General features: G+C 48.4%; 9 protein-coding genes. 6 read left to right on the top strand and 3 right to left on the bottom strand.

The genetic code is table 11. The annotated features are described in order from the left end of the window. The first annotated feature begins 19 nt into the window (after nucleotides 1-19). Nucleotides 20-1,600: a GH39 family glycosyl hydrolase gene (locus BUB18_RS22015; protein ID WP_073085206.1), complete on the top strand. Its 1,581-nt coding sequence runs from the start codon at nucleotides 20-22 to the stop codon at nucleotides 1,598-1,600. Nucleotides 1,601-1,610: 10 nt separating this feature from the next. Then, the gene (locus BUB18_RS22010) at nucleotides 1,611-3,470 is read left to right on the top strand and encodes a cellulase family glycosylhydrolase (protein ID WP_073085205.1); all 1,860 of its coding nucleotides are present in this window, start codon (nucleotides 1,611-1,613) and stop codon (nucleotides 3,468-3,470) included. Between the two features lie 73 nt (nucleotides 3,471-3,543). On the opposite strand, the gene chrA is transcribed toward BUB18_RS22010, so the two are convergent. From chrA to BUB18_RS21990, 3 genes are all read right to left on the bottom strand, one after another. Further along, complete coding sequence (chrA, locus tag BUB18_RS22005) at nucleotides 3,544-4,896, bottom strand: chromate efflux transporter (RefSeq protein ID WP_073085204.1); 1,353 nt, start codon at nucleotides 4,894-4,896, stop codon at nucleotides 3,544-3,546. 575 nt (nucleotides 4,897-5,471) lie between these two features. After that, a complete protein-coding gene (locus BUB18_RS21995) occupies nucleotides 5,472-8,486 on the bottom strand; it encodes a glycosyl hydrolase family 28-related protein (protein WP_073085202.1) in 3,015 nt (1,004 codons plus the stop codon). 330 nt (nucleotides 8,487-8,816) lie between these two features. Further along, the gene (locus BUB18_RS21990; protein ID WP_073085201.1) at nucleotides 8,817-9,614 is read right to left on the bottom strand and encodes a class I SAM-dependent methyltransferase; all 798 of its coding nucleotides are present in this window, start codon (nucleotides 9,612-9,614) and stop codon (nucleotides 8,817-8,819) included. Between the two features lie 269 nt (nucleotides 9,615-9,883). On the opposite strand from BUB18_RS21990, the gene BUB18_RS21985 reads away from it, so the two are divergent. From BUB18_RS21985 to BUB18_RS21970, 4 genes are all read left to right on the top strand, one after another. After that, nucleotides 9,884-12,466, top strand: coding sequence for a Kelch repeat-containing protein (locus BUB18_RS21985; protein ID WP_143160045.1), 2,583 nt, complete (start codon nucleotides 9,884-9,886; stop codon nucleotides 12,464-12,466). A 303-nt stretch (nucleotides 12,467-12,769) separates the two neighbouring features. Then, on the top strand, nucleotides 12,770-14,989 hold the full coding sequence (locus tag BUB18_RS21980; protein WP_083550522.1) for a glycoside hydrolase family 3 N-terminal domain-containing protein: 2,220 nt from the start codon (nucleotides 12,770-12,772) through the stop codon (nucleotides 14,987-14,989). A 6-nt stretch (nucleotides 14,990-14,995) separates the two neighbouring features. Then, nucleotides 14,996-16,240: a glycoside hydrolase family 99 protein gene (locus BUB18_RS21975; RefSeq protein ID WP_073085197.1), complete on the top strand. Its 1,245-nt coding sequence runs from the start codon at nucleotides 14,996-14,998 to the stop codon at nucleotides 16,238-16,240. Between the two features lie 250 nt (nucleotides 16,241-16,490). Further along, the gene (locus tag BUB18_RS21970) at nucleotides 16,491-19,628 is read left to right on the top strand and encodes a SusC/RagA family TonB-linked outer membrane protein (protein ID WP_073085195.1); all 3,138 of its coding nucleotides are present in this window, start codon (nucleotides 16,491-16,493) and stop codon (nucleotides 19,626-19,628) included. The last annotated feature ends 9 nt before the right edge of the window (nucleotides 19,629-19,637 follow it).

Here is a 19,637-nt window from a genome sequence, read left to right as displayed (position 1 = left end):
AAATAAAAAATAGTAATCAATGAAGCAAAGAAAAGGTGGCTGGCGGTTGATGTTGGTATTAATGGCGTTTACAGCAACCAGCCATGCGCAAAGCAAAAAGGCAGTAAGGACAATAAGCGTGGATTTCAACCAGCAGGCAGGAACGCTGAATAAAATGTTCAATGCCTGTGTAGGTGCCGGCCGGGCTGCAGAAGGGCTGCGGGCCGACTGGCAGCAGCAGCTGGCCTATGTAAGGAAGGAGTGCGGCTTCCGGTATATCCGCATGCACGGACTGCTGGGGGATGAAATGGCGGTGTATACACAGGATAGCAAAGGTAATCCGCGACTCAACTTCATGTACGTGGACGTGCTGTTCGATTTCCTTCACAGTATTGGCATGAAACCATTTGTGGAACTGGGCTTTATGCCTTCACAACTGGCCAGTGGTACTAAAACCATTTTTTGGTGGAGAGGGAATGTAACGCCGCCCAATGATTACGATAAATGGGGTATGCTGGTTAAACAGCTGGTGCAGCATTTCACGGAGCGCTATGGCGAAGAAGAAGTGAAAAGCTGGTACTTCGAAGTGTGGAATGAACCTAACCTCGATGGCTTCTGGGCCGGCAGTCAGGCTGATTATTTTAAGCTCTATACCTATGCCGCAAAAGCCATCAGGTCAGTAAATAAAAATTATCGTGTAGGCGGCCCCGGTACCGCCGGTGCCGCATGGGAACCGGAGATGATTGACTATTGTTATAAAAACCAGGTGCCCATCGACTTCATCAGCACCCATGCCTATGGCGTAAAGCAGGGCTACCTGGACGAGTTTGGGCAGGGTGGTACCGTGCTGGATAAAAATCCGATGAGTGTGAGCGGGGAGGTGATACAGTCGCGCGCAGAAATTGCAACCTCCAAAATCCCCGGCCTCGAACTGCATTACACCGAATGGAGTGCCTCCTATACGCCTGCAGATCCGATACACGACAGCTATCACGAAGCGGCCTATGTATTGCAAAAATTAAAACAGGCGGGCCATGCGGCTAACTCTATGTCATACTGGGTATTCACGGATATTTTCGAAGAGCCGGGACCCCGTTATACCCCTTTCCACGGTGGATTTGGCATGCTCACCACCCAGGGGATCAATAAGCCCGTGTTTTATGCTTACCAGATGCTGAACCGCCTGGGGAATACGGAGCTGGTGAATAAAGATTCCGCATCCTGGGTATGCAGCGATAGTTGCGGTAACGTACAGGCGTTACTGTGGGATTTCACCAATACACATCCCGGCGACAGTGTACACAATCAAAAATATTATATCCGCGATCTGCCTTCCAAATCAAAAGGAAAAGTGGAGCTAACAATTGCCAATATCCCTGCCGGCAATTATGCGCTGGAGCTGTATAAAGTAGGCTATAGCTGCAACGATGCCTATACCACTTATCTCTCCCTGGGCAAGCCGGATTATCTCAATAAACAGCAGGTGGAACAAATTAAGCGCCAGAATGATGGGGCGCCCGTTTTAAAAAAGATGATTAGTATTTCAGCCAACACACCTTTATCCGAAGTAATTGACATCCGCGAAAATGATGTCTTTCTGGTAAATATTGTTAAACTCTAATCTCACTAAAATGCCACGTTTTACACTCAAGTCCTTATTGACAACCCTGGGGGCACGCCGCATCTGCACTTATTTGCAGATGTTGATATTGCTCCTTACCTGCAACTTTGTTTCCGCCCAATTGCCTACTGCCGCTACGATTGCAGGCAAAATGAAAGTAGGCTGGAACCTGGGAAACACCCTTGAAGCCATTTGCGGTGAAACCGTTTGGGGTGGTGCTTACACTACCAAAACCACTATTGACGCCGTTAAAGCTGCCGGATTTAATACCGTACGATTACCGGTAGCCTGGGATTGCCACAGCAATAACGGCGTAATTGATGCGGCCTGGATGGCGCGCGTAAAGCAGGTGGTAGACTATTGCATCCAGGATAGCCTGTATGTTATCATCAACATTCACTGGGACAATGGCTGGCTCGAAAACAATGTAACTACTGCCGCACAAACACAGGTTAATGCCAAACAACAAAACTACTGGACACAGATCGGGAATTATTTTAAAAACTACAATGATCACCTGTTGTTTGCCAGTGCAAACGAACCTGCAGTAAGCGATGCCACGGGTATGGCCGTGTTGTTGTCGTACCATCAGACGTTTGTAAATGCCGTAAGGGCTACCGGTGGCAACAACAGTTCCCGTACGCTGATTGTGCAGGGGCCTTCCACCAACATCGAAAGAACGGATTTGATCATGAATACCCTTCCAACAGATCCGATTGCCAACAGATTGATGGTGGAAGTACATTACTATGAGCCTTACCAGTTTTCCCTGATGCCAAATGATGAATCATGGGGAAAGATGTTCTATTACTGGGGCAATGGCTACCATTCCACCACGGATGTTTCGCGCAATTCCACCTGGGGCGAGGAGGCCTATGTGGAGGATATGCTGGGCCGAATGAAGACGAAATATGTAGACAAAGGTATTCCGGTAATAATAGGGGAGTTTGCAGCCATACAACGAACGGTGAGTGCCCCTTCTGATCAGGCGCTGCATGATGCTTCCCGCTGGTATTTTTATCGTTACTTCACACAGTCTGCCCGTGCAAAAGGCATTATCCCGTATGTGTGGGACATTAACATGCAAATGTTTAACCGCGGCAATGGCACCGTGCTGGATCAAACCACCATCTCCGCCATGATGCAGGGTGCGGGTATAACGCCGGGGTATATACGTTTGTCCAATCGTGCTACCGGCCTGTTGGCAGATGGGATGTACCGGAACACCAATGGCGCCAATGCTGGTCAGTGGGCATACAGCGGTACGGATGCGCAGCAATGGACCGTGGAATCCATCGATGGCTATGTGAAACTGAAAAACCGTGCTACCGGTCTTTATCTGGATGGCATGGGCCGTACTACCAATGGCTCCATTGCCGGGCAGTGGGCTAACAGCAGCAGTTATAACCAGCAATGGAAGCTGGAAATCACAGGCAGCTACATTAAATTAAGAAATCGTGCCACAGGGCTTTACCTCGATGGGCTGGGGCAAACTGCCAATGGGGCCGATCTGGCACAGTGGGCCGTTAGCAGCAGCAACAATCAGCAATGGACGATAACGCTTGCAACTCTGCCGGCAACCACCCTGGCGGCCCCTGCTACTTTAAGTACAACCGCTTTAACAGCGGAAAATTCCTTACAGGTATACCCTAATCCTTTCAATAATGTATTTGCCATACAGCTGGATAAAACACAAAAGGTAGAACGTATAGCCATTATCGATGCGGCAGGTAAAACAAGAGAACTGAAAGTACGGCCTGATGCTGCTGACTTATCGGCGCTGGGCGCTACTTTAAAGCCGGGCACTTATGTGGTGGAAGCTAAAGGACGAGGCTGGACAAAAACATGTAAAGTGATTAAGGTTAAATAATAGACTATGCCCTAAATAAAAATCCGCATTAACCTGTGTGTTAATGCGGATTTTTAGTGTAACGATCGATGTGTTAATACAGATGGGACAGATACCGCACCACGCCAAACAAAATACTCAACAATACAATATACAACACGTTGGTATTATATCTCACCAACAAAAACAACACTATACCTACCCAAACCAACGATACATAATCAATGCCCTGCAACGATACAGCCCCCGGGAACATAATACCACGGCCGAGGAAAAAGGTAAGGTTGAGAATTACACCCACTACCGCAGCAGTTACCAGCGACAAGGTAGTTTGCACCAGGTGATGATCCTTGTATCTATCCGCGAGCGGAGCGCCGAGGAAAATAAACAGGAAGTTGGGCAGAAAAGTAAAGTAGGTAGTAGCCAACAGCCCGATCACGCCAAAGATTACGCCATGGCCAAAATGATTATAGCCCGCCATGAAACCTACGAATGATAACACGATGATCAGCGGGCCCGGCGTGGTTTCTGCCAGCGCAAAGCCATCCAGCATTTGTAGTTTGGATAGCCACATATATTTCACCACCACCAGTTGCGCCACATAAGGTATCACCGTGTAGGAACCGCCGATCGTAATACAGGCAGTTTGCGTAAAAAACAATACCAGTTTATTCCAGAATGCTGCATCCTGGCCCCAGAGCAGCAGCAGGCCGAATGGTGCGGCCCATAAGGCAAAGAAGGCAGCCAGCGTGCGGAATATTACCTTGCGCGTAAGTGGCTTTTCCACCTGGTTAAGATTAATCACATACTCCTTTTCCGACGCTGCATCCACATCCAGCATGCCACTTTTGGCAATACCGGCGAGCTTTGGAAACAGCTTATCCATGGCAATGGAAAAGAGGATGATGCCGAGGATGATCAATGGCATGGCCACATGCAGGAAATACGACAGCGCAAACGTGGCCAGCGCCACCATGTAATGAATACTGCTGTGCAGTGCTTTCTTACCCACCTTCCACGTAGCTACCAGGATAATGGCCAGCACACTGGGTTTTAGTCCATTGAAAATACTTTCCAGTAAGGGACTATTACCATAGGTTACATACACCACACTCAGCGCCAGTAAAATAAGCATAGATGGCAGCACAAACAAGGTGCCGGCAGTAATGCCTCCCTTTTTGCCATGCAGCTTCCAGCCAATGTAAATAGCCAGCTGCTGGGCCTCCGGACCTGGTAATATCATGCAGCTGTTTAAAGCCTGTAAAAATTTCTGATTGCTGATCCATTTGCGCTTTTCTACCAGGTAATCATGCATGATGGCTATATGTCCTGTAGTGCCGCCAAAGCTGATCCAGCCCAGTTTAAACCAGAAACGTAAAGCCTCCCGGAAAGGAGGGCGCTCGTGTGGATGTGTTGTGGAATAAGTCGTCAGATCTTCGTTCACCATATCAATTTAAGCAGTATTCGCGTACGGGCGAATGAGGCGATGAATGCCTGCATTTCAGTTAACAGCTGCAGGCCGCCTGTCGTGGAAAAAATGAAGAACAAAGATACAAATTTTATGGGTGGGGAACAAGCATAAAATTGATTAATAGTTACATGAGGGCAGCATAGCTGGTAAGGTGTTTGTTAAAATACAATCTCCGCTTAATTTTAGTTTTTTTAAGCGGAGATTGTGGAGGAGATTTACTCGGATAGACGCCTGCCAGGCGTCTCTACACCAATATGCTAAAAGTATTATGTAGTGGTAACGTTAATGGGTATACGATAATTATATATGCGATATCATTATTAATCGGCGTAGAGACGCCTGGCAGGCGTCTATCGAAGGTAATCTTCGCTACGATCTTCGTAATTATCAAATCAATTTTCATGTTAATTACCAAAGTGGACTTATGGGAAGATTCTATTTTGAAACACGCTGCCAGGCGTCCATACGCCATTGTATTACCGTATTAGGTGATGATAACGTTAATGCATATATGAAAAATAACAGGTTGAAATTGTCACCAAACTATTATGCTAACGACTATACGAAACTGGCAAAGCAATTCTGTACAACCCTGTACGCCCCGTTACAAACAATTGTCTCCCTGCATCGGTAATCGCCAGTGACGACGGGCGTTCCGGCACTTTAAGCATTTGCACCTGCCGGCCGGCGGGATTGAACTGGAAAAGCTCCCCATCCGCTATCCAAACATTTCCTTTAGCGTCGGGAATGGCATTGAAGTCGCCTTTTTCAGCGAAGTAGGTTAGATCGGAGAGGTACCCTTTTGCATCCACGTTGAGGCGCACGGTGCGTTTGTCGTATTCGTCCGTTGTATAAAGAGGCTTGTCGGGGAATGCCTCTGCCAGAGCGCAGGCGCGGGCCAGGTCGTATGCTGCAGGAATAATGGTTTTGCCATCCGGTGCTACCCAGCAGGTTTCATTTTTATTAACGGATACGGTGTTGAAATCGTGGAAGTCGCGCCAGCGGTTAGAAGGATACAATGCTTTATGCACCTGGCTAATGCTGCCCATCGGCACTTGCCGTAATAGCTGAATACTTTCTTCCGGGGCATCAGGATGGATGCTGTATACGAGTGTACCAAATCCGGAGTTGCCCCAACCGCTGAAGGAGGTACCTTTTGCATCAGCGGGGTTTTCGAATTTTTCCGGTACACCATTGATCAGCAGCCCTGGTTGCGGATTATAGCGGAATACTACCAGGAGGTTATCCTGCGAGTCGCAGCCAAGGGAGAGCGGCTCCCAGGGGAAGTCGGCCAGCAGCCGGAGCGATTGCGTAGCGGCATTCCATTTATAGATGCGCTTCATGCGTTGTTCTGCAAAGTATACATTGCCTTTGGAATCCGAACACAACCCGAGGGCGAATTCAAATCCATTGGCCAGTTGCTGTACACCGTTTACCGGCGCGGTTTTGGCATTTGTAGCAGTATTGCCGGTGATATAGAGTTTGGCTAGTTCTGTTGGCCGCACTTCGGTGTTGGTGTTGATATCGTATAATGGATTGTCGGTGGTGTATTTGATCTGGCTGTAGTTGTGTACGTTGAGTAATTCCACGTTGCGACAATTCCAGGTGCGTATGCTATAGGGATACGGCACCTTCACGCGGATTACGCGGAACATGTAGAGGTTGGCGAAAGTCATGTCGTGACAGTCCGTCAATTCCAGTGGCTGGCATTCGGAGCTTTCCACGCTTTCCTCTTCCAGCTGCAGGGCAAATACTTTCCAGTTGGAAACTTTGTTGAAGCGTACCTCATTGCGTACGTGGTGTTCTACGGAGAGGGCGTAGATCCTGCCACGGGTGCTGGTGTTGTCCGCATAAAAGCCGTTGGTGGCATAAGTATCGGCGGACCATATATTTTTAAAGATACCACCGCCGTTGTTGGTTACCCACATGCTCCAGTACTGCGTGTCCCAGGTAGGGTCAAAGTTGCCGTAGGAGCGGCGTTCACCGGATTGCTGCCGCTCTTCCCATTTCCAGGCTACCTGTGGGCCGGGGCGCATGGTGCCGTGGCCGCCGATGAATTTCACATCGTCGACCATGGAGGTGGCGCCGGCCATCCATTTGCAGGCCACTGCGCGGTAGTTGCTTGTGCCGGTATAGAGGCCAATGCCGGTGATGATGTTGGTGCCGCCTGCCGGTGCTTCTACCATGGCTTTAGGGGCGCCGAAACCGCCAAAGGCTGCGCTGTTTTCAGCCAGCGCAAAGTTGGTGGCTATGGGATGGAGGCCAATAAGAACGGTATTGGGTTTAAGGTGAATCGTTTCGGTAATGCGGTAGGACCCCTGTGGTACAAATATCACCGGATGTTCGTCGATGGCCTGTTGTATGGCTTTGGTATCATCGGTGATGCCATCGCCTTTGGCGCCGGAAGCTTTGAGGTTGTACCAGGTGGCCATAGCCGGTAAAGCGGGCACGTCGTTAGTGGCAGGTGCCGGCATCCGCTGTAACGGTACCGCATCTACGTTGAGGCGGAAAACAGGGTCTTTGTCGAGGTCATTCTGTTGCAGGCCGTACGTGAGTGCATTTACCGCGTAAACAGGCGCTGGTGCTTTAGTGGCGGTATCACCCTGTGGATATTTCACCAGCACCGGCACTTTACTGCAGGAGAGGTTACGGATGTTGAGCTGCATATTAGCGTTGCCTTCATTACTGATGGTAATGGCGGGGCCGCTGATGTTTTCGAAGCGACTATCTTCTATATATATTTTTTCCCAGTAATTAGGTTCCACCTGTATGGCTGCCGGCGTATTTTTCACCTGCATGCGTACGATGGTGAAGCCGGCTTCCTGGGATTTAATGGCGCTGCGGCGTTGCCCTTCGAAGTAGGTGTCCATCATCATGAACTGCCAGCCCGGAGATGCTTTGGTGGTATAGATGCCATATTCCCCTCCGAAGAATTGCACATCTTCCATAAAATTACCTACCTCAAAAAGGCCTGCTTTACCATTGCCGATATTGATGTTGATATGGGCTACAAAGCTATGCTGCGCGAAGTGGGTACGCAGGGCCACCGCATGTGGGTTACCGTCTTCTATCTTTATATCCACATTTGATAATGCACTGTAAAAAGTGCCTGCGCCTGCATCAGCAATAGGACCACCGGGCTCTACAGCGCTGCTGGTAAACCAGAACAGGTAACTGGCTTTCCCTTTATCACCCGGTTTTTCTTCCTGGAAGCCGGGAGAGTTTTTTGCCAGTACTATGGTAGGCCGGTTCCTTCCATAACCGATCACACGGATGGCGCCGGGGATGTAAATAGTTTTAGAGATTTTGTAGGTACCTTCCGGAATCAGGAGGGTACCGAAGTTGCGGTCTTTCTTCAGCTGGTTGATCGCCTGTTGCAGCTGGTCCGAAACGTCCATGCTACCGTCTGCCCTGATCGCGAAATTTTCAGGAGTGAAATTTACCGCTGCCGGATCATCCGGTTGCTGCGTATAAAATGATTTCCCTGGCTTGAACTGGCCATAAACGTGGAAGATGCAACCGGTCAGCAGGCCGATTACAAGTAATACCTTTTTACATTGCTTCATGTAGTAACGCCATTTTAATTGGTTAGCATGACTGGCGTGTAGTTATTTCCGGGAGATGTGTTGCCAAAATATAACAGGCAAATGGAAATTTCATAAAAATGTTACAGGTGGTAATTGTGGGGGCTTTTCTCGCAAAGCTTTGTTTTGGTTATGGCGCCTTCGGCGCCAGGGGAGCGATCTTTTTTGCACGCAAAGCAGCAAAGCAGGTAAGCAGCAAAGGTTTGTGTTTTGTTGTTTGGCTGTTCCTTGTTTGTTGAATGGTCAGGGCCGCAGGCCCTGACCATTCAACACTACACCGGATGCCGAAGGCATCCGGTGTAGTGTTGAAAATTATTTCGTCAGAATATAAAATATCTCCGTAGGCCCAATCCTTTGCCAGATACTGGTAGGATGATAAGGCGTATTAAAAGAAAGCAGTTTCGACAGGTACTTATCTACCCACAGGTAGAATTTATAGCGGTAAATAGGCTTACTGAGCAGCTTCTCTGTTTTTCGGATCAGGAAGGATGTCATGGTAAAAAAGTGATGCTTCTTCACCACTTTAAATCCTATCTCCGGCAGATTTTTTTTGAAATACTGGTAAGGAATACCTCTTTCCCATTTCGTAAGTCCGGCGCGCGGTTTACTCCAGTCACCCATACTATTGACAGGTTCCTTCAGCAGCAGAAAGCCGCCGGGAGCAAGGCAGCGATGCATTTCCGTGAGCACATGCTTTACATTCGGAATATGATGCATCGTATCAAAGCAAATGATCAGATCAAAATAATCCGTTGGAAAGTCAATCGTGCCGTCAATATTAGGCTTCTTGTAATTCGTTTTCACACCGCCGATGGCATCAGACACCAGGTTGTCAGAAGGCTCCAGGATATACAGGTTTTCTATCTGCCCTGCAATAGGCACAAACTCATGGCCAAATGCAGAACCAATGCCTAACACTCTTTGAAACTTTTTGTCGGGTAAATAGTTAAAACCGTACATCCGGTTTATCTGATGATAGGAATATTCATAGCTCTTATACCCTGATACCAATCCCGCATAACCTTCCTTTTCATCGTTATACCACTGGGTTATTTCCGCTTCTGTAAAGTTATCGCCGTGCAGCACTTCACCAGAAAAATATGGGTTCATCGAAAATATATTAATTTGTAATTATTTGTGAATGTATAAAAACTTTATTTATACCAAGTTGAGTATATTTTCATGACAACTTGAAGGTTTTTCCTGTTTTTATTTGAGCCTATGAAGATAGGAGAAAAACTACAAAGTAAGGCAGATAATTCCTGTGAAAAATTGACCTGAAATTTTAGTTGTTAGCGGGTGCCGGAAAAGGAAGCATATTGCTCATTTTTTATTGTACCGGGATTAATTTCAGGAATAATTATATATTTAGTGGAGTTATGAAGACGGCCATCAAGACATTTGCCACTACTTTAGTATTACTATTCGCTGCATTTTATTCCACAAAAGGCCAGGAAAATTATGGCCTCACCTTTTACTCTTTCAACGCACCACAGGAAAAAAGGACCTCACTGGAGTTATCCGAAAACGAACTTTGTTTTGAGGATAGCTTTGATCTTTCATTCGATTTTTCCTTCATCCCCAACAGGTCCATTTACTTCGGCTACCTGTTCCGCATGATCAGCAGTAGCGGCCAGAACATCGATCTGGTCTACAATCAGAAGGATGAAGTTTTTAATACCATCGTAGGTGAATCCTTCTGCGGCATTGATTTCAAACTGGATAAATCCATTCTCTATAATAAATGGACTAATATCCGCTACCACCTTACCAAAAATACTATTAGCTGTTATATCAACCATCAGCTGTACAAAACCACTCCCATCCACCTAAAAGATAATTGCTTCCATATATATTTTGGTGCGCTTCGGTTAAAGGACTTCATCACTACTGATGTGCCACCCATGATCCTGCGAAACGTAGGCTATTCGGAATCGAATAAGCTGCGTTACTACTGGCCGCTGGGCAAGCCCGGTACCCATCACCTGGAAGATACTATCGCCGGCAAACAGGCCATTGTTACCAATCCGCTCTGGTCCGATGACCTGCACCGTAACTGGCGACTCCTGAAATCCGCCACTGTAAAAGGAAATGCCAGCGTGACCTTTAACCAGGAAGCGGAAAAAGTATACCTCGTTTCTGAAGATACCGTATATGAACTTCCGATAGATGATGAGATGACCACCGAAGTAGCACGCCCCTCTGTAGGTTATCATCTCTTTCAGGCCAACCAATCACTCTACAATACCAACGATCATAAACTCTATAATTTCTACATCGATATACATGGTATCTCCACTTATCAGGATAATACCGGCCGTTGGACTAACAGCTTTGATACGGTAGCCAATACGGAATACGGCCATACCAGCAAAGTGTTTTCCCGTAAGGAAAACGCACTCTATATCTTTGGGGGTTACGGACAACTGAAATATAAAAACCAGGTACAGCGCTACGATTTTACCACGCAGCAATGGACGGACATCCAAACCTCCGGCGATTATTTTACACCCAGGTATATGTCGGCCGGCGGGCAGTGGAACGACAGCATATACATCCTCGGTGGCTATGGTAGCCGCACAGGCGACCAGGTACTGCGCCCGCAACACCTGTACGACTTTATGCGTTTCAACACCAACACCAAAGAGTTTAAAAAAATCTTTACACTGGAAAATACCGGCACACCCTTCGTGTTTGCCTCTTCTATTATAATAGATACCATTAACCACACCTACTATGGCCTTTGCTATGATGAAAGCAGATACGATACCCGCCTGAAAATGATCAAAGGCTCCCTGTATTCGCCGGCCTATCAGTTTGTGGGTGATGAGATCCCGTACGCATTCCAGGATGTAATTTCCGATGCGGACCTGTTTTATTGCCCCCGCTCCCGGCAACTACTGGCAGTAACCCTGCTGGCCGACCTGGGGAAACAAACCACCGTAAAAATTTACAGCATAGGATTTCCTCCGTTGCCTTTCCAGCCAGCCGAAAAAAAGTCAGGCATCAACTTATCCTGGTGGTGGCTGACGCTTTTACTCCTGCCATTGCTGGGATGGATCGCGTGGCGCCGGAAAAAAACTACAAAGATAAACGTAACGCATACACCTGTTGATAGGCCGCTTGCAGAAAGTGTAGCACCTACACCTGTTGCTGCACCTGCCCGTACACCTGTGCCCGCAGAACCGACTCAGGATAAGGCCCCACCGGAACCTGCCCCGTTTGTGCGCGACCGTAAAACAGCCATCAGCATTTACCTGTTCGGGAATTTTGAAATACTGGATTCCGATGGAAATGAATACAGCCCTCAATTCTCCCCGTTATTAAAAGAACTGTTTTTGGTGATATTATTATATACACTAAAAAATGGCAAAGGCATTTCTTCAGAAAAGCTGAATGATATTTTTTGGGGAGATAAGGAAGGTAAGATTGCGAAAAACAATCTGTCTGTAAACATGGTGCGACTCAAAGGCATTCTTGCTAAAATCGGGGAGCTCTCCATTAAGAAGGAAGGAGAGCGCTGGATGCTGGATTACAACCCGGCCGACATCAGCATCGACCTGATGGATTTCATGCATGTGAAAGCTGCCTATCCGGAACACGGCCGCCAAAAGCTTGGCTACCTGCTTTACTTTGTATCCCGCGGCGCCTTCCTGAAACAAACCGAATACACCTGGCTGGACGATATTAAATCCGATTACACCAATATTATTACCGATGAGCTGCTGGAGGAATCCCGGCACCTGCATATCCAACCGGATGCGGACATCCTCGTGGAAACCGCTAATGCCATCCTGCACTTCGATCCACTCAGTGAAGAGGCGCTACGGTTAAAATGCCGTGCCTTGATAGCCCTCGGCCGCCACTCCCTCGCTAAAAATGCCTACGAGCGTTTTGCAAAAGAATATGCGAAAGTCTATGGCGAAGATTACCCGGTAGCTTTTACGGAGATGGTGAAATAAATTAAATGGCTTTAGCCAGTCCGCGCGAAGCGCGGAACCAACTTCTCCAACTGACACCGAAGGTGTCATGTCACCACCCTTATTAAAAAAATATTAACCGGTACCTGCGGTACCGGTGGTCAGTCTACCGCGCTGCGCGCGGTGAGCTAATACCATCCGTATTGCCTTTTTTATCGCATTTCACCATTTTTTTTCCCATTAATGCCTTCATTAATCTGATTTTATACGGTTTGTTAATGGTCCGCGAGTTTCTTTGCATACCATACCACGTTAGACCAAAGTCAATTAACCGTAATAATTTTTATGTCAACGATGAAGGTGTTAAAACCACTATTGCTTACTTTATTTTATTCCACGTTTGCCAGCGCCGCTTTTTGTCAGCAGCCTCCCTACAAAAATGCTTCCTTACCGGTGGATACCCGGGTGAAAGACCTGTTAGCGAGAATGACGACACTGGAAAAAATCCGTCAGCTGGATATGTACCGGGGATGGAGTGTATCGCCCATGACAGAACAAACACACGAGGCATTAACATTGGATGAAAAACTCATTAATGCAGCATTTGCCAAAGGTTCCTTCGGTTCCCTCCACGACTTTTATCCGGCTTATACCAGTTTGTCCAACGAGGTGCAGCGCCACGCCATCACCAAAACCCGTTTAGGCATTCCCGTATTGTTTATTGAAGAAGGCTTGCATGGCTATTCCCGTAAAGGCAGTACCAGCTTCCCGGTGCCATTGCAACTGGCTGCCACCTGGGATACGGCACTGGTGTATCAGGTAGGCCGTGCTATTGCGCGGGAGAGTCGCGCCAACGGTACAGCTATGATTCTCGCACCCCTGCTGGACGTATCCCGCGATCCACGCTGGGGCCGCCAGGAAGAAACGTTCGGGGAAGATACCTACCTGGTTTCGGAAATCGGGCTGGCAATGGTGAAGGGCTTGCAGGGAGGGGATGTGAGCCGCCACGATGCAGTGGTGAGTGAGCCCAAGCACTACGTGGTACACCCCATACCGGAAGCCGGCAGCAACCAGGGACCTGTAAACATCGGTGTCCGCGAAATCAGGAGCAGTCACCTGCCTACTTTTGAGAAGGCAGTTAAGCAGGGCGGCGCCCTGGGTATCATGGCTGCCTATCATGAAATAGACGGACTTCCAATGGTGTTTAACCGCTGGCTGCTCACAGACGTGCTGCGGAAGGAATATGGGTTCAAAGGGTTTGTGCTGAGCGACCTCGGCGCCGTTCGTATGGGACTGGAAAACCACCGCACCGCCGCTTCCCGGGCTGATGCCATGGCGCAAACCATCAACGCAGGCCTGAACATGCAGTTCTATGATTTTGGTCACGACGAGTTTGAACAGGCGCTGGACTCCGCCCTGAAAATGAAACTACTCGGAGCTGCCAAACTGGATACCGCCGTGGCCGAAGTGCTACGGGTAAAGTTCCTGCTCGGATTATTCGATCATCCATATATAGATACAACCCTGCTGGCAAAAGTAACGCGCAGTGCAGCCCATCAGCAGCTGGCGCTAAACGCCGCCGAAAGAGGGGTGGTACTGCTTAAAAATGAAAACAATATACTACCGCTGAAGAATATACGAAACCTCGTAGTAGTAGGTGCTCTGGCAAAAAGTAATTACCTCGGAGGATATTCCAATACAGCCGATACCGCCATTTCGCTGCTGTCGGGACTGACAAATAGAGCCGGCAATCGCCTGCAGATCAGGTACATTGCCGGTTTTGATCAGTCGGCCATCAACGCGGCAGATGCCGTAGTAGTGGTACTGGGAGAGGACCTGCAGGTAGTAGGAGAAGGTAAGGACCGTGCGGCCCTTCAACTGGATACGGCGCAGCTGACACTGGTAAGGCAGTTGTCGGCCACGGGCAAGCCGCTGGCAGCAGTGCTGCTGAATGGGCGCGCCCTCTGCATCGATCCGGTGGCCGCCCAGGTTCCTGCCATCGTAGAAGGCTGGTTCGGCGGTGAAAAGGGCGGACAAGCCATCGCAGATGTGCTGCTGGGTATCACCAACCCTAGTGGTAAACTGCCGGTCAGCTTCCCCCGCAGCGAAGGACAGTTGCCATATTATTATAGTCACAAACCCACTTCCTACCACCGCTACGTGGACGAAAAGAGCACACCGCTGTTCCCATTTGGCCACGGCCTCAGCTATACCACTTTTAAATATGATCAGCTCGAACTGGCTACCACCCAGGTGAAAGACAGCTTCACCATCAGGGTAACGGTAACGAATACTGGTACAGTGGCGGGAGAGGAAGTAGTACAGATTTATCTGAGAGATGTGGTATCCACCGTGACCACTCCGGAGAAAGCGCTCAAAGCCTTCGGCAGAGTGGCGCTACAGCCGGGAGAAAGTAAACAGCTCACTTTTCACCTGAGCGCATTGGAAGCGCTCGGCCTCTGGAACAGGGAGATGAAACACGTCATTGAGCCGGGTGAATTCCTGGTAATGGCCGGCAGCTCCTCCGAAGATATCCGATTGAAAGGACAATTCCACGTCAACTAACAGCATATGAAAAAGGCATTGATATTTTTGACCGTTTGCATTTTAACATTCCACGCACATGCCCAGAAAAGTCCGTTCCATTACCCCACCTATAAAGGGTTGGTAATGGCGGGCTACCAGGGTTGGTTCAACACCGCTACTGACGGGGCTAACCGCGGATGGCATCACTACGAACGCCGTGGTACTTTTGCTCCCGGCTCCTGCGAAATAGACCTATGGCCGGATATGCGGGAATATAAAAAACAATATGCCACCCCGTTTCGCTATGCAGACAGCAGCGTGGCAAAGGTTTTCAGCCCTTATGATCAATCCACGGTAGATCTCCACTTTAAATGGATGAAAGACTATGGCATTGATGGGGTGTTTATGCAAAGGTTTGTTGGGGAGATAAGAAACCCCAGCGGTCAGCGGCATTTTAACACGGTACTCAACAATGCCATGGCAGCAGCAAAGCGAAATGACCGCGCCATCTGCATCATGTATGACCTCAGCGGTATGCAGCCGGGTGAGGAGCAGTTGTTGCTGCGCGATATAGATACCCTCGCTGCCACCTATGGCCTCCTGGAAAAAGATGGCAACAAAGCTCCTACCTACCTGCACCATAACGGTAAACCGCTGGTAACCGTGTGGGGGGTGGGGTTTAACGATCACCGGAAATACGGCTTTGGTGAAGCAGCTACCATTGTAGCGGGCCTCAAACAACGCGGTTTCAGTGTAATGCTGGGAGTGCCTACCTATTGGAGAGAGTTTGGCTCCGATGCCCTGCACGACGAAGCCCTGCATGATTTACTGAAGCAGGTGGACATTGTTGCCCCTTGGTTGGTGGGCAGGTACGACCAGGCAGCTTATCCCGACTTTCACCCTACGATTGTAAAAGATATTGAATGGTGCAAGGAGAATAAAGTGGACTATGTACCGCTGGCTTTCCCCGGATTTTCCTGGAGAAATATGAACGGACCAAATGCACATACCATTGCGCGCAACAAAGGTGCATTTTTCTGGCAGCAGGTGGCCGGCGCCAAAGCAGCAGGAGCGGAAATGCTCTACATCGCCATGTTCGATGAAATGAATGAAGGCACCTCCATATTTAAATGTGCTACCACCAGCCAGTTGCCACTGCATCCCGGCGGCGTGTTTGTAGGCATTGAGGACGAGCTGGGCAGCGACTATTACCTCTGGCTCGCCGGGCAGGCTGCTAACTGGTTTCATGGGAAGCCCGGCTACACGGAGCAGCAACCAAAACGCAAATAAAAAATCAAAAAAAATGAAAATTAATGCGCTATTAATGTCTGATTAACCGCTTTGTTAATGGCAGAATCGTTTTTTGCACTTACAAATTTCAGGTTACCAGAAATACGTTATGATGATTCAACATCGGCAGGTGATAGCTGCCGGACAAACCAAAATCAACATTTTCCACGACAACAATTATGTCACCTTAATTCCATTATTCAGATTCCACTATCCCCGCTGTTTGAATGCTTTTTAAACTATTTAAAACATGAAAAAAGTCTATTACTTATTGTTACTCTGCCTTCTTCCCCTATACATGATGGCCCAGCAGGTGTCCGTGAAGGGGCGGGTAACAGATGAAAAAGGGGCGCCTGTGTTTGGAGCCAACGTAGTGTTGGAAAGCGACAGCAAGCGCCTTGGCGGCGGTTACACCAACGAAAATGGTGAGTATACCGTACACGCAAATTCCGCGGCTACAAAGATCACCGTATCGTTTGTAGGTTACAAAGCTGAAACACAACTGATTAATGGCCGTACTACCATCGACCTGGTTTTACAGGTATCCAACTCCAGCCTTAACGATGTGGTGGTAGTAGGTTACGGTAACCAGAAAAAGGCTACCGTAGCAGGTGCTGTGGCTACCCTGAGTGGTAAGGAACTCACTGTTACCAAAAACGAAAACGTGGTGAACATGCTCACGGGTAAAGTAGCAGGCGTACGCACCGTGCAATTGAGCGCTGAACCAGGATCGTTTAATACCCAGTACGACATCCGCGGTATGGGCGGTACGCCATTGATTATCATCGATGGTATTCCGCGCAGCTCCGGTGATCTCAGTCGTATGAACCCGGACGAAATCGAAAGCCTCTCCGTCCTGAAAGATGCATCCGCTGCTATTTATGGGGTGAAGTCGGCCAATGGTGTAATCGTAGTCACCACCAAACGCGGCGCAAAAAATGACAACGGAAAATTTAATCTCAACTATTCTATTAACCAAAGCTGGCAGCAATTCCTGAATGTACCACAAGGCGTAGATGCGGTGGACTTCATGCTGCTGACCAACGAAAGAGATTATTCCGGATTCAACAACTTCTTCGCACTCCGCTCGCCCACTTATTCGGATGCCAACATCAACGAATACCTGAGTGGCAACAAACCCAGCTCCGACTGGATGGGCGCTATCACCCGGAAGTCGGCCCCGCAAACGCAGCACAATGTGTCGTTAAACGGTGGTACCGATAAAGTACGTTACTATTTCGGTTTCGGTTACCTCAATCAGGGTAGTATTTTCAAAACCAATGCGATCAACTACGATAAGTATAACTTCCGCTCCAACGTGGACGTTACCCTCACCAAACGTTTGCGCGGTGGCGTGAATGTATCTGGTTATGTAGATAATAAGAATACCCCGCAGGGCAGATCCGTGTGGGAAATTCTGAAGTATGCCATGAACTATCAGCCTACCTTACCTATCTACGCCAATAATAATCCGCAATATCCCGGTGTGACAGACGAAAATGGTAACCCGGTAGCACTGATCGATAACAACCTGGTAGGTAACAGCACCTATAAAAATAAAAACTTCCAGGGCCAGGCTTACCTGGAATATGATATCCCCGGCATAGAAGGATTATACGCCAGAGGCGTATACAACTATGGTATGGGCATGGCGGATAATACCACCGGTAAAAAAACGTATAACCTCTACCTGTATGATGCCCAGAATGACCTCTACATCCCGTCAACCGTGAACTCACCGTCATGGGTAAACCGTGGTTACTATACCTCCACTACCACAGTGATGCAGTTGTCGCTGAATTACAAGCGTACGTTTGCCAAGCGCCATAACGTAAACGCAATGGTCCTGTACGAAGAAAACCACCAGCGTGGTGATAACTTCCAGGCTCAGCGTAACTACTCCTTAGGTATTCCGTATTTGTTTGCCGGCGATAACGCAGATCAGCGCGGGACCATGGATGGCAATGGCCTCTACGAAACCGTGATGAAAAGTTTGATCGGCAGGGTAGGATATGATTACCTGGGCAGATACATCCTGGAAGTAACGATGCGTAATGATGGTAGCAGCCGTTTTAGTCCTACCGCCAGATGGGGCCTGTTCCCCGCGGCGTTGGCAGCATGGCGTATCAGCGAAGAACCTTTTGTGCAGCGCATCATCGATCCGCGCATTCTCTCTAACCTGAAGGTCCGCGGTTCTTATGGCTTACTTGGCGATGATGCCAACGTAAACTACCAGTGGGTAGCGGGTTATAACTATCCTGGCCAGGGTGCCATCCTGGGTGGTACTTATGTAAATGGTATTAACTCACAGGGTGTTACCAACCAGAACTTCACCTGGCTGAAATCTAAAACTTTTAACGTAGGATTGGATATGGACCTGTGGAATGGTTTGCTGTCCGGTTCTGTGGACTATTTCGTTAGAAACAGGGAAGGGCTGCCGGCTGCTAAAAGTGCGCAGGTGCCTGGTACCGTAGGCTTGCCGCTGCCATTGGAAAACCTCAACAGCGATCAGAATACCAGCTTTGAAATTGTGTTGGGGCACAGAAGCCAGGTAGCAGGTGTGCAGTATAATATATCCGGTAACGTGTCGTTCACCCGATTCAAAAATATGTATGTGGAGCAAACCCGCCAGGGCAACTCTTACCTGAATTATAAAAATAATCTGAACAACCGTATCGCCAACATGTGGTGGGGACCGCTGTATGGTGGCCAGTTCAGCAGCTATGATCAGATATATAACTATGGTATCAATACCGGTGGCGGTAACCAGGCTACTTTGCCAGGCGATTACTACTACCAGGATATCAACCAGGATGGCGTGATCGATGATAAAGACCAGGTGCCTATCGCTATCCGTGATAAGCCGATGGTAAACTTCGGTATGACCCTTGGCGCCAGCTGGAAAGGATTTGATCTGAATGTATTGTTACAGGGGGCTGCCAACTTCCATGTGGAGTATGATGAGCAGTATGCGCAACCGTTAACTTTTGGTCGCAGTGCGCTGGTGCAGTTCCTCGACAGGTGGCATCCGGTGGACCCTAAAGCCAATGTATTTGATCCTAAAACAACATGGGTGGCAGGTAACTATCCCGTAACCGGACGTCCGATTGCACAAGGCAGCAAAGCCGTACAGAACGCCAGTTACATGCGCGTAAAATCACTTGAAATTGGTTACAACCTGCCGCACAACGTCCTGAAAAGAGTAGGTATACAAAACCTGCGTATTTATGGTAACGCCTACAACCTGGCTACCATCACTGGTTTGAAATATTCAGATCCCGAGCATCCGGGTAAGGCAGGCGGTAGTCAAAACTGGGACTATGGTCAGGCGGGTTATCTGTACCCACAAAACAGGACTTATAGTGTAGGTGCTTCTGTATCATTCTAAACTTTTTCG

It is taken from the genome of Chitinophaga jiangningensis (assembly GCF_900142605.1).
GTDB lineage: Bacteria > Bacteroidota > Bacteroidia > Chitinophagales > Chitinophagaceae > Chitinophaga > Chitinophaga jiangningensis.
Note: the sequence above shows the minus strand (reverse complement) of the source record. Positions and strands in the feature narration are given on the sequence as shown.

What these genes read in the sequence shown, in the direction of transcription:
- BUB18_RS22015 (WP_073085206.1), top strand. Translation starts at nt 20, where the DNA reads ATGAAGCAAAGAAAAGGTGGCTGGCGGTTGATGTTGGTATTAATGGCG.
- BUB18_RS22010 (WP_073085205.1), top strand. Translation starts at nt 1,611, where the DNA reads ATGCCACGTTTTACACTCAAGTCCTTATTGACAACCCTGGGGGCACGC.
- chrA (WP_073085204.1), bottom strand. Translation starts at nt 4,896, where the DNA reads ATGGTGAACGAAGATCTGACGACTTATTCCACAACACATCCACACGAG.
- BUB18_RS21995 (WP_073085202.1), bottom strand. Translation starts at nt 8,486, where the DNA reads ATGAAGCAATGTAAAAAGGTATTACTTGTAATCGGCCTGCTGACCGGT.
- BUB18_RS21990 (WP_073085201.1), bottom strand. Translation starts at nt 9,614, where the DNA reads ATGAACCCATATTTTTCTGGTGAAGTGCTGCACGGCGATAACTTTACA.
- BUB18_RS21985 (WP_143160045.1), top strand. Translation starts at nt 9,884, where the DNA reads ATGAAGACGGCCATCAAGACATTTGCCACTACTTTAGTATTACTATTC.
- BUB18_RS21980 (WP_083550522.1), top strand. Translation starts at nt 12,770, where the DNA reads ATGTCAACGATGAAGGTGTTAAAACCACTATTGCTTACTTTATTTTAT.
- BUB18_RS21975 (WP_073085197.1), top strand. Translation starts at nt 14,996, where the DNA reads ATGAAAAAGGCATTGATATTTTTGACCGTTTGCATTTTAACATTCCAC.
- BUB18_RS21970 (WP_073085195.1), top strand. Translation starts at nt 16,491, where the DNA reads ATGAAAAAAGTCTATTACTTATTGTTACTCTGCCTTCTTCCCCTATAC.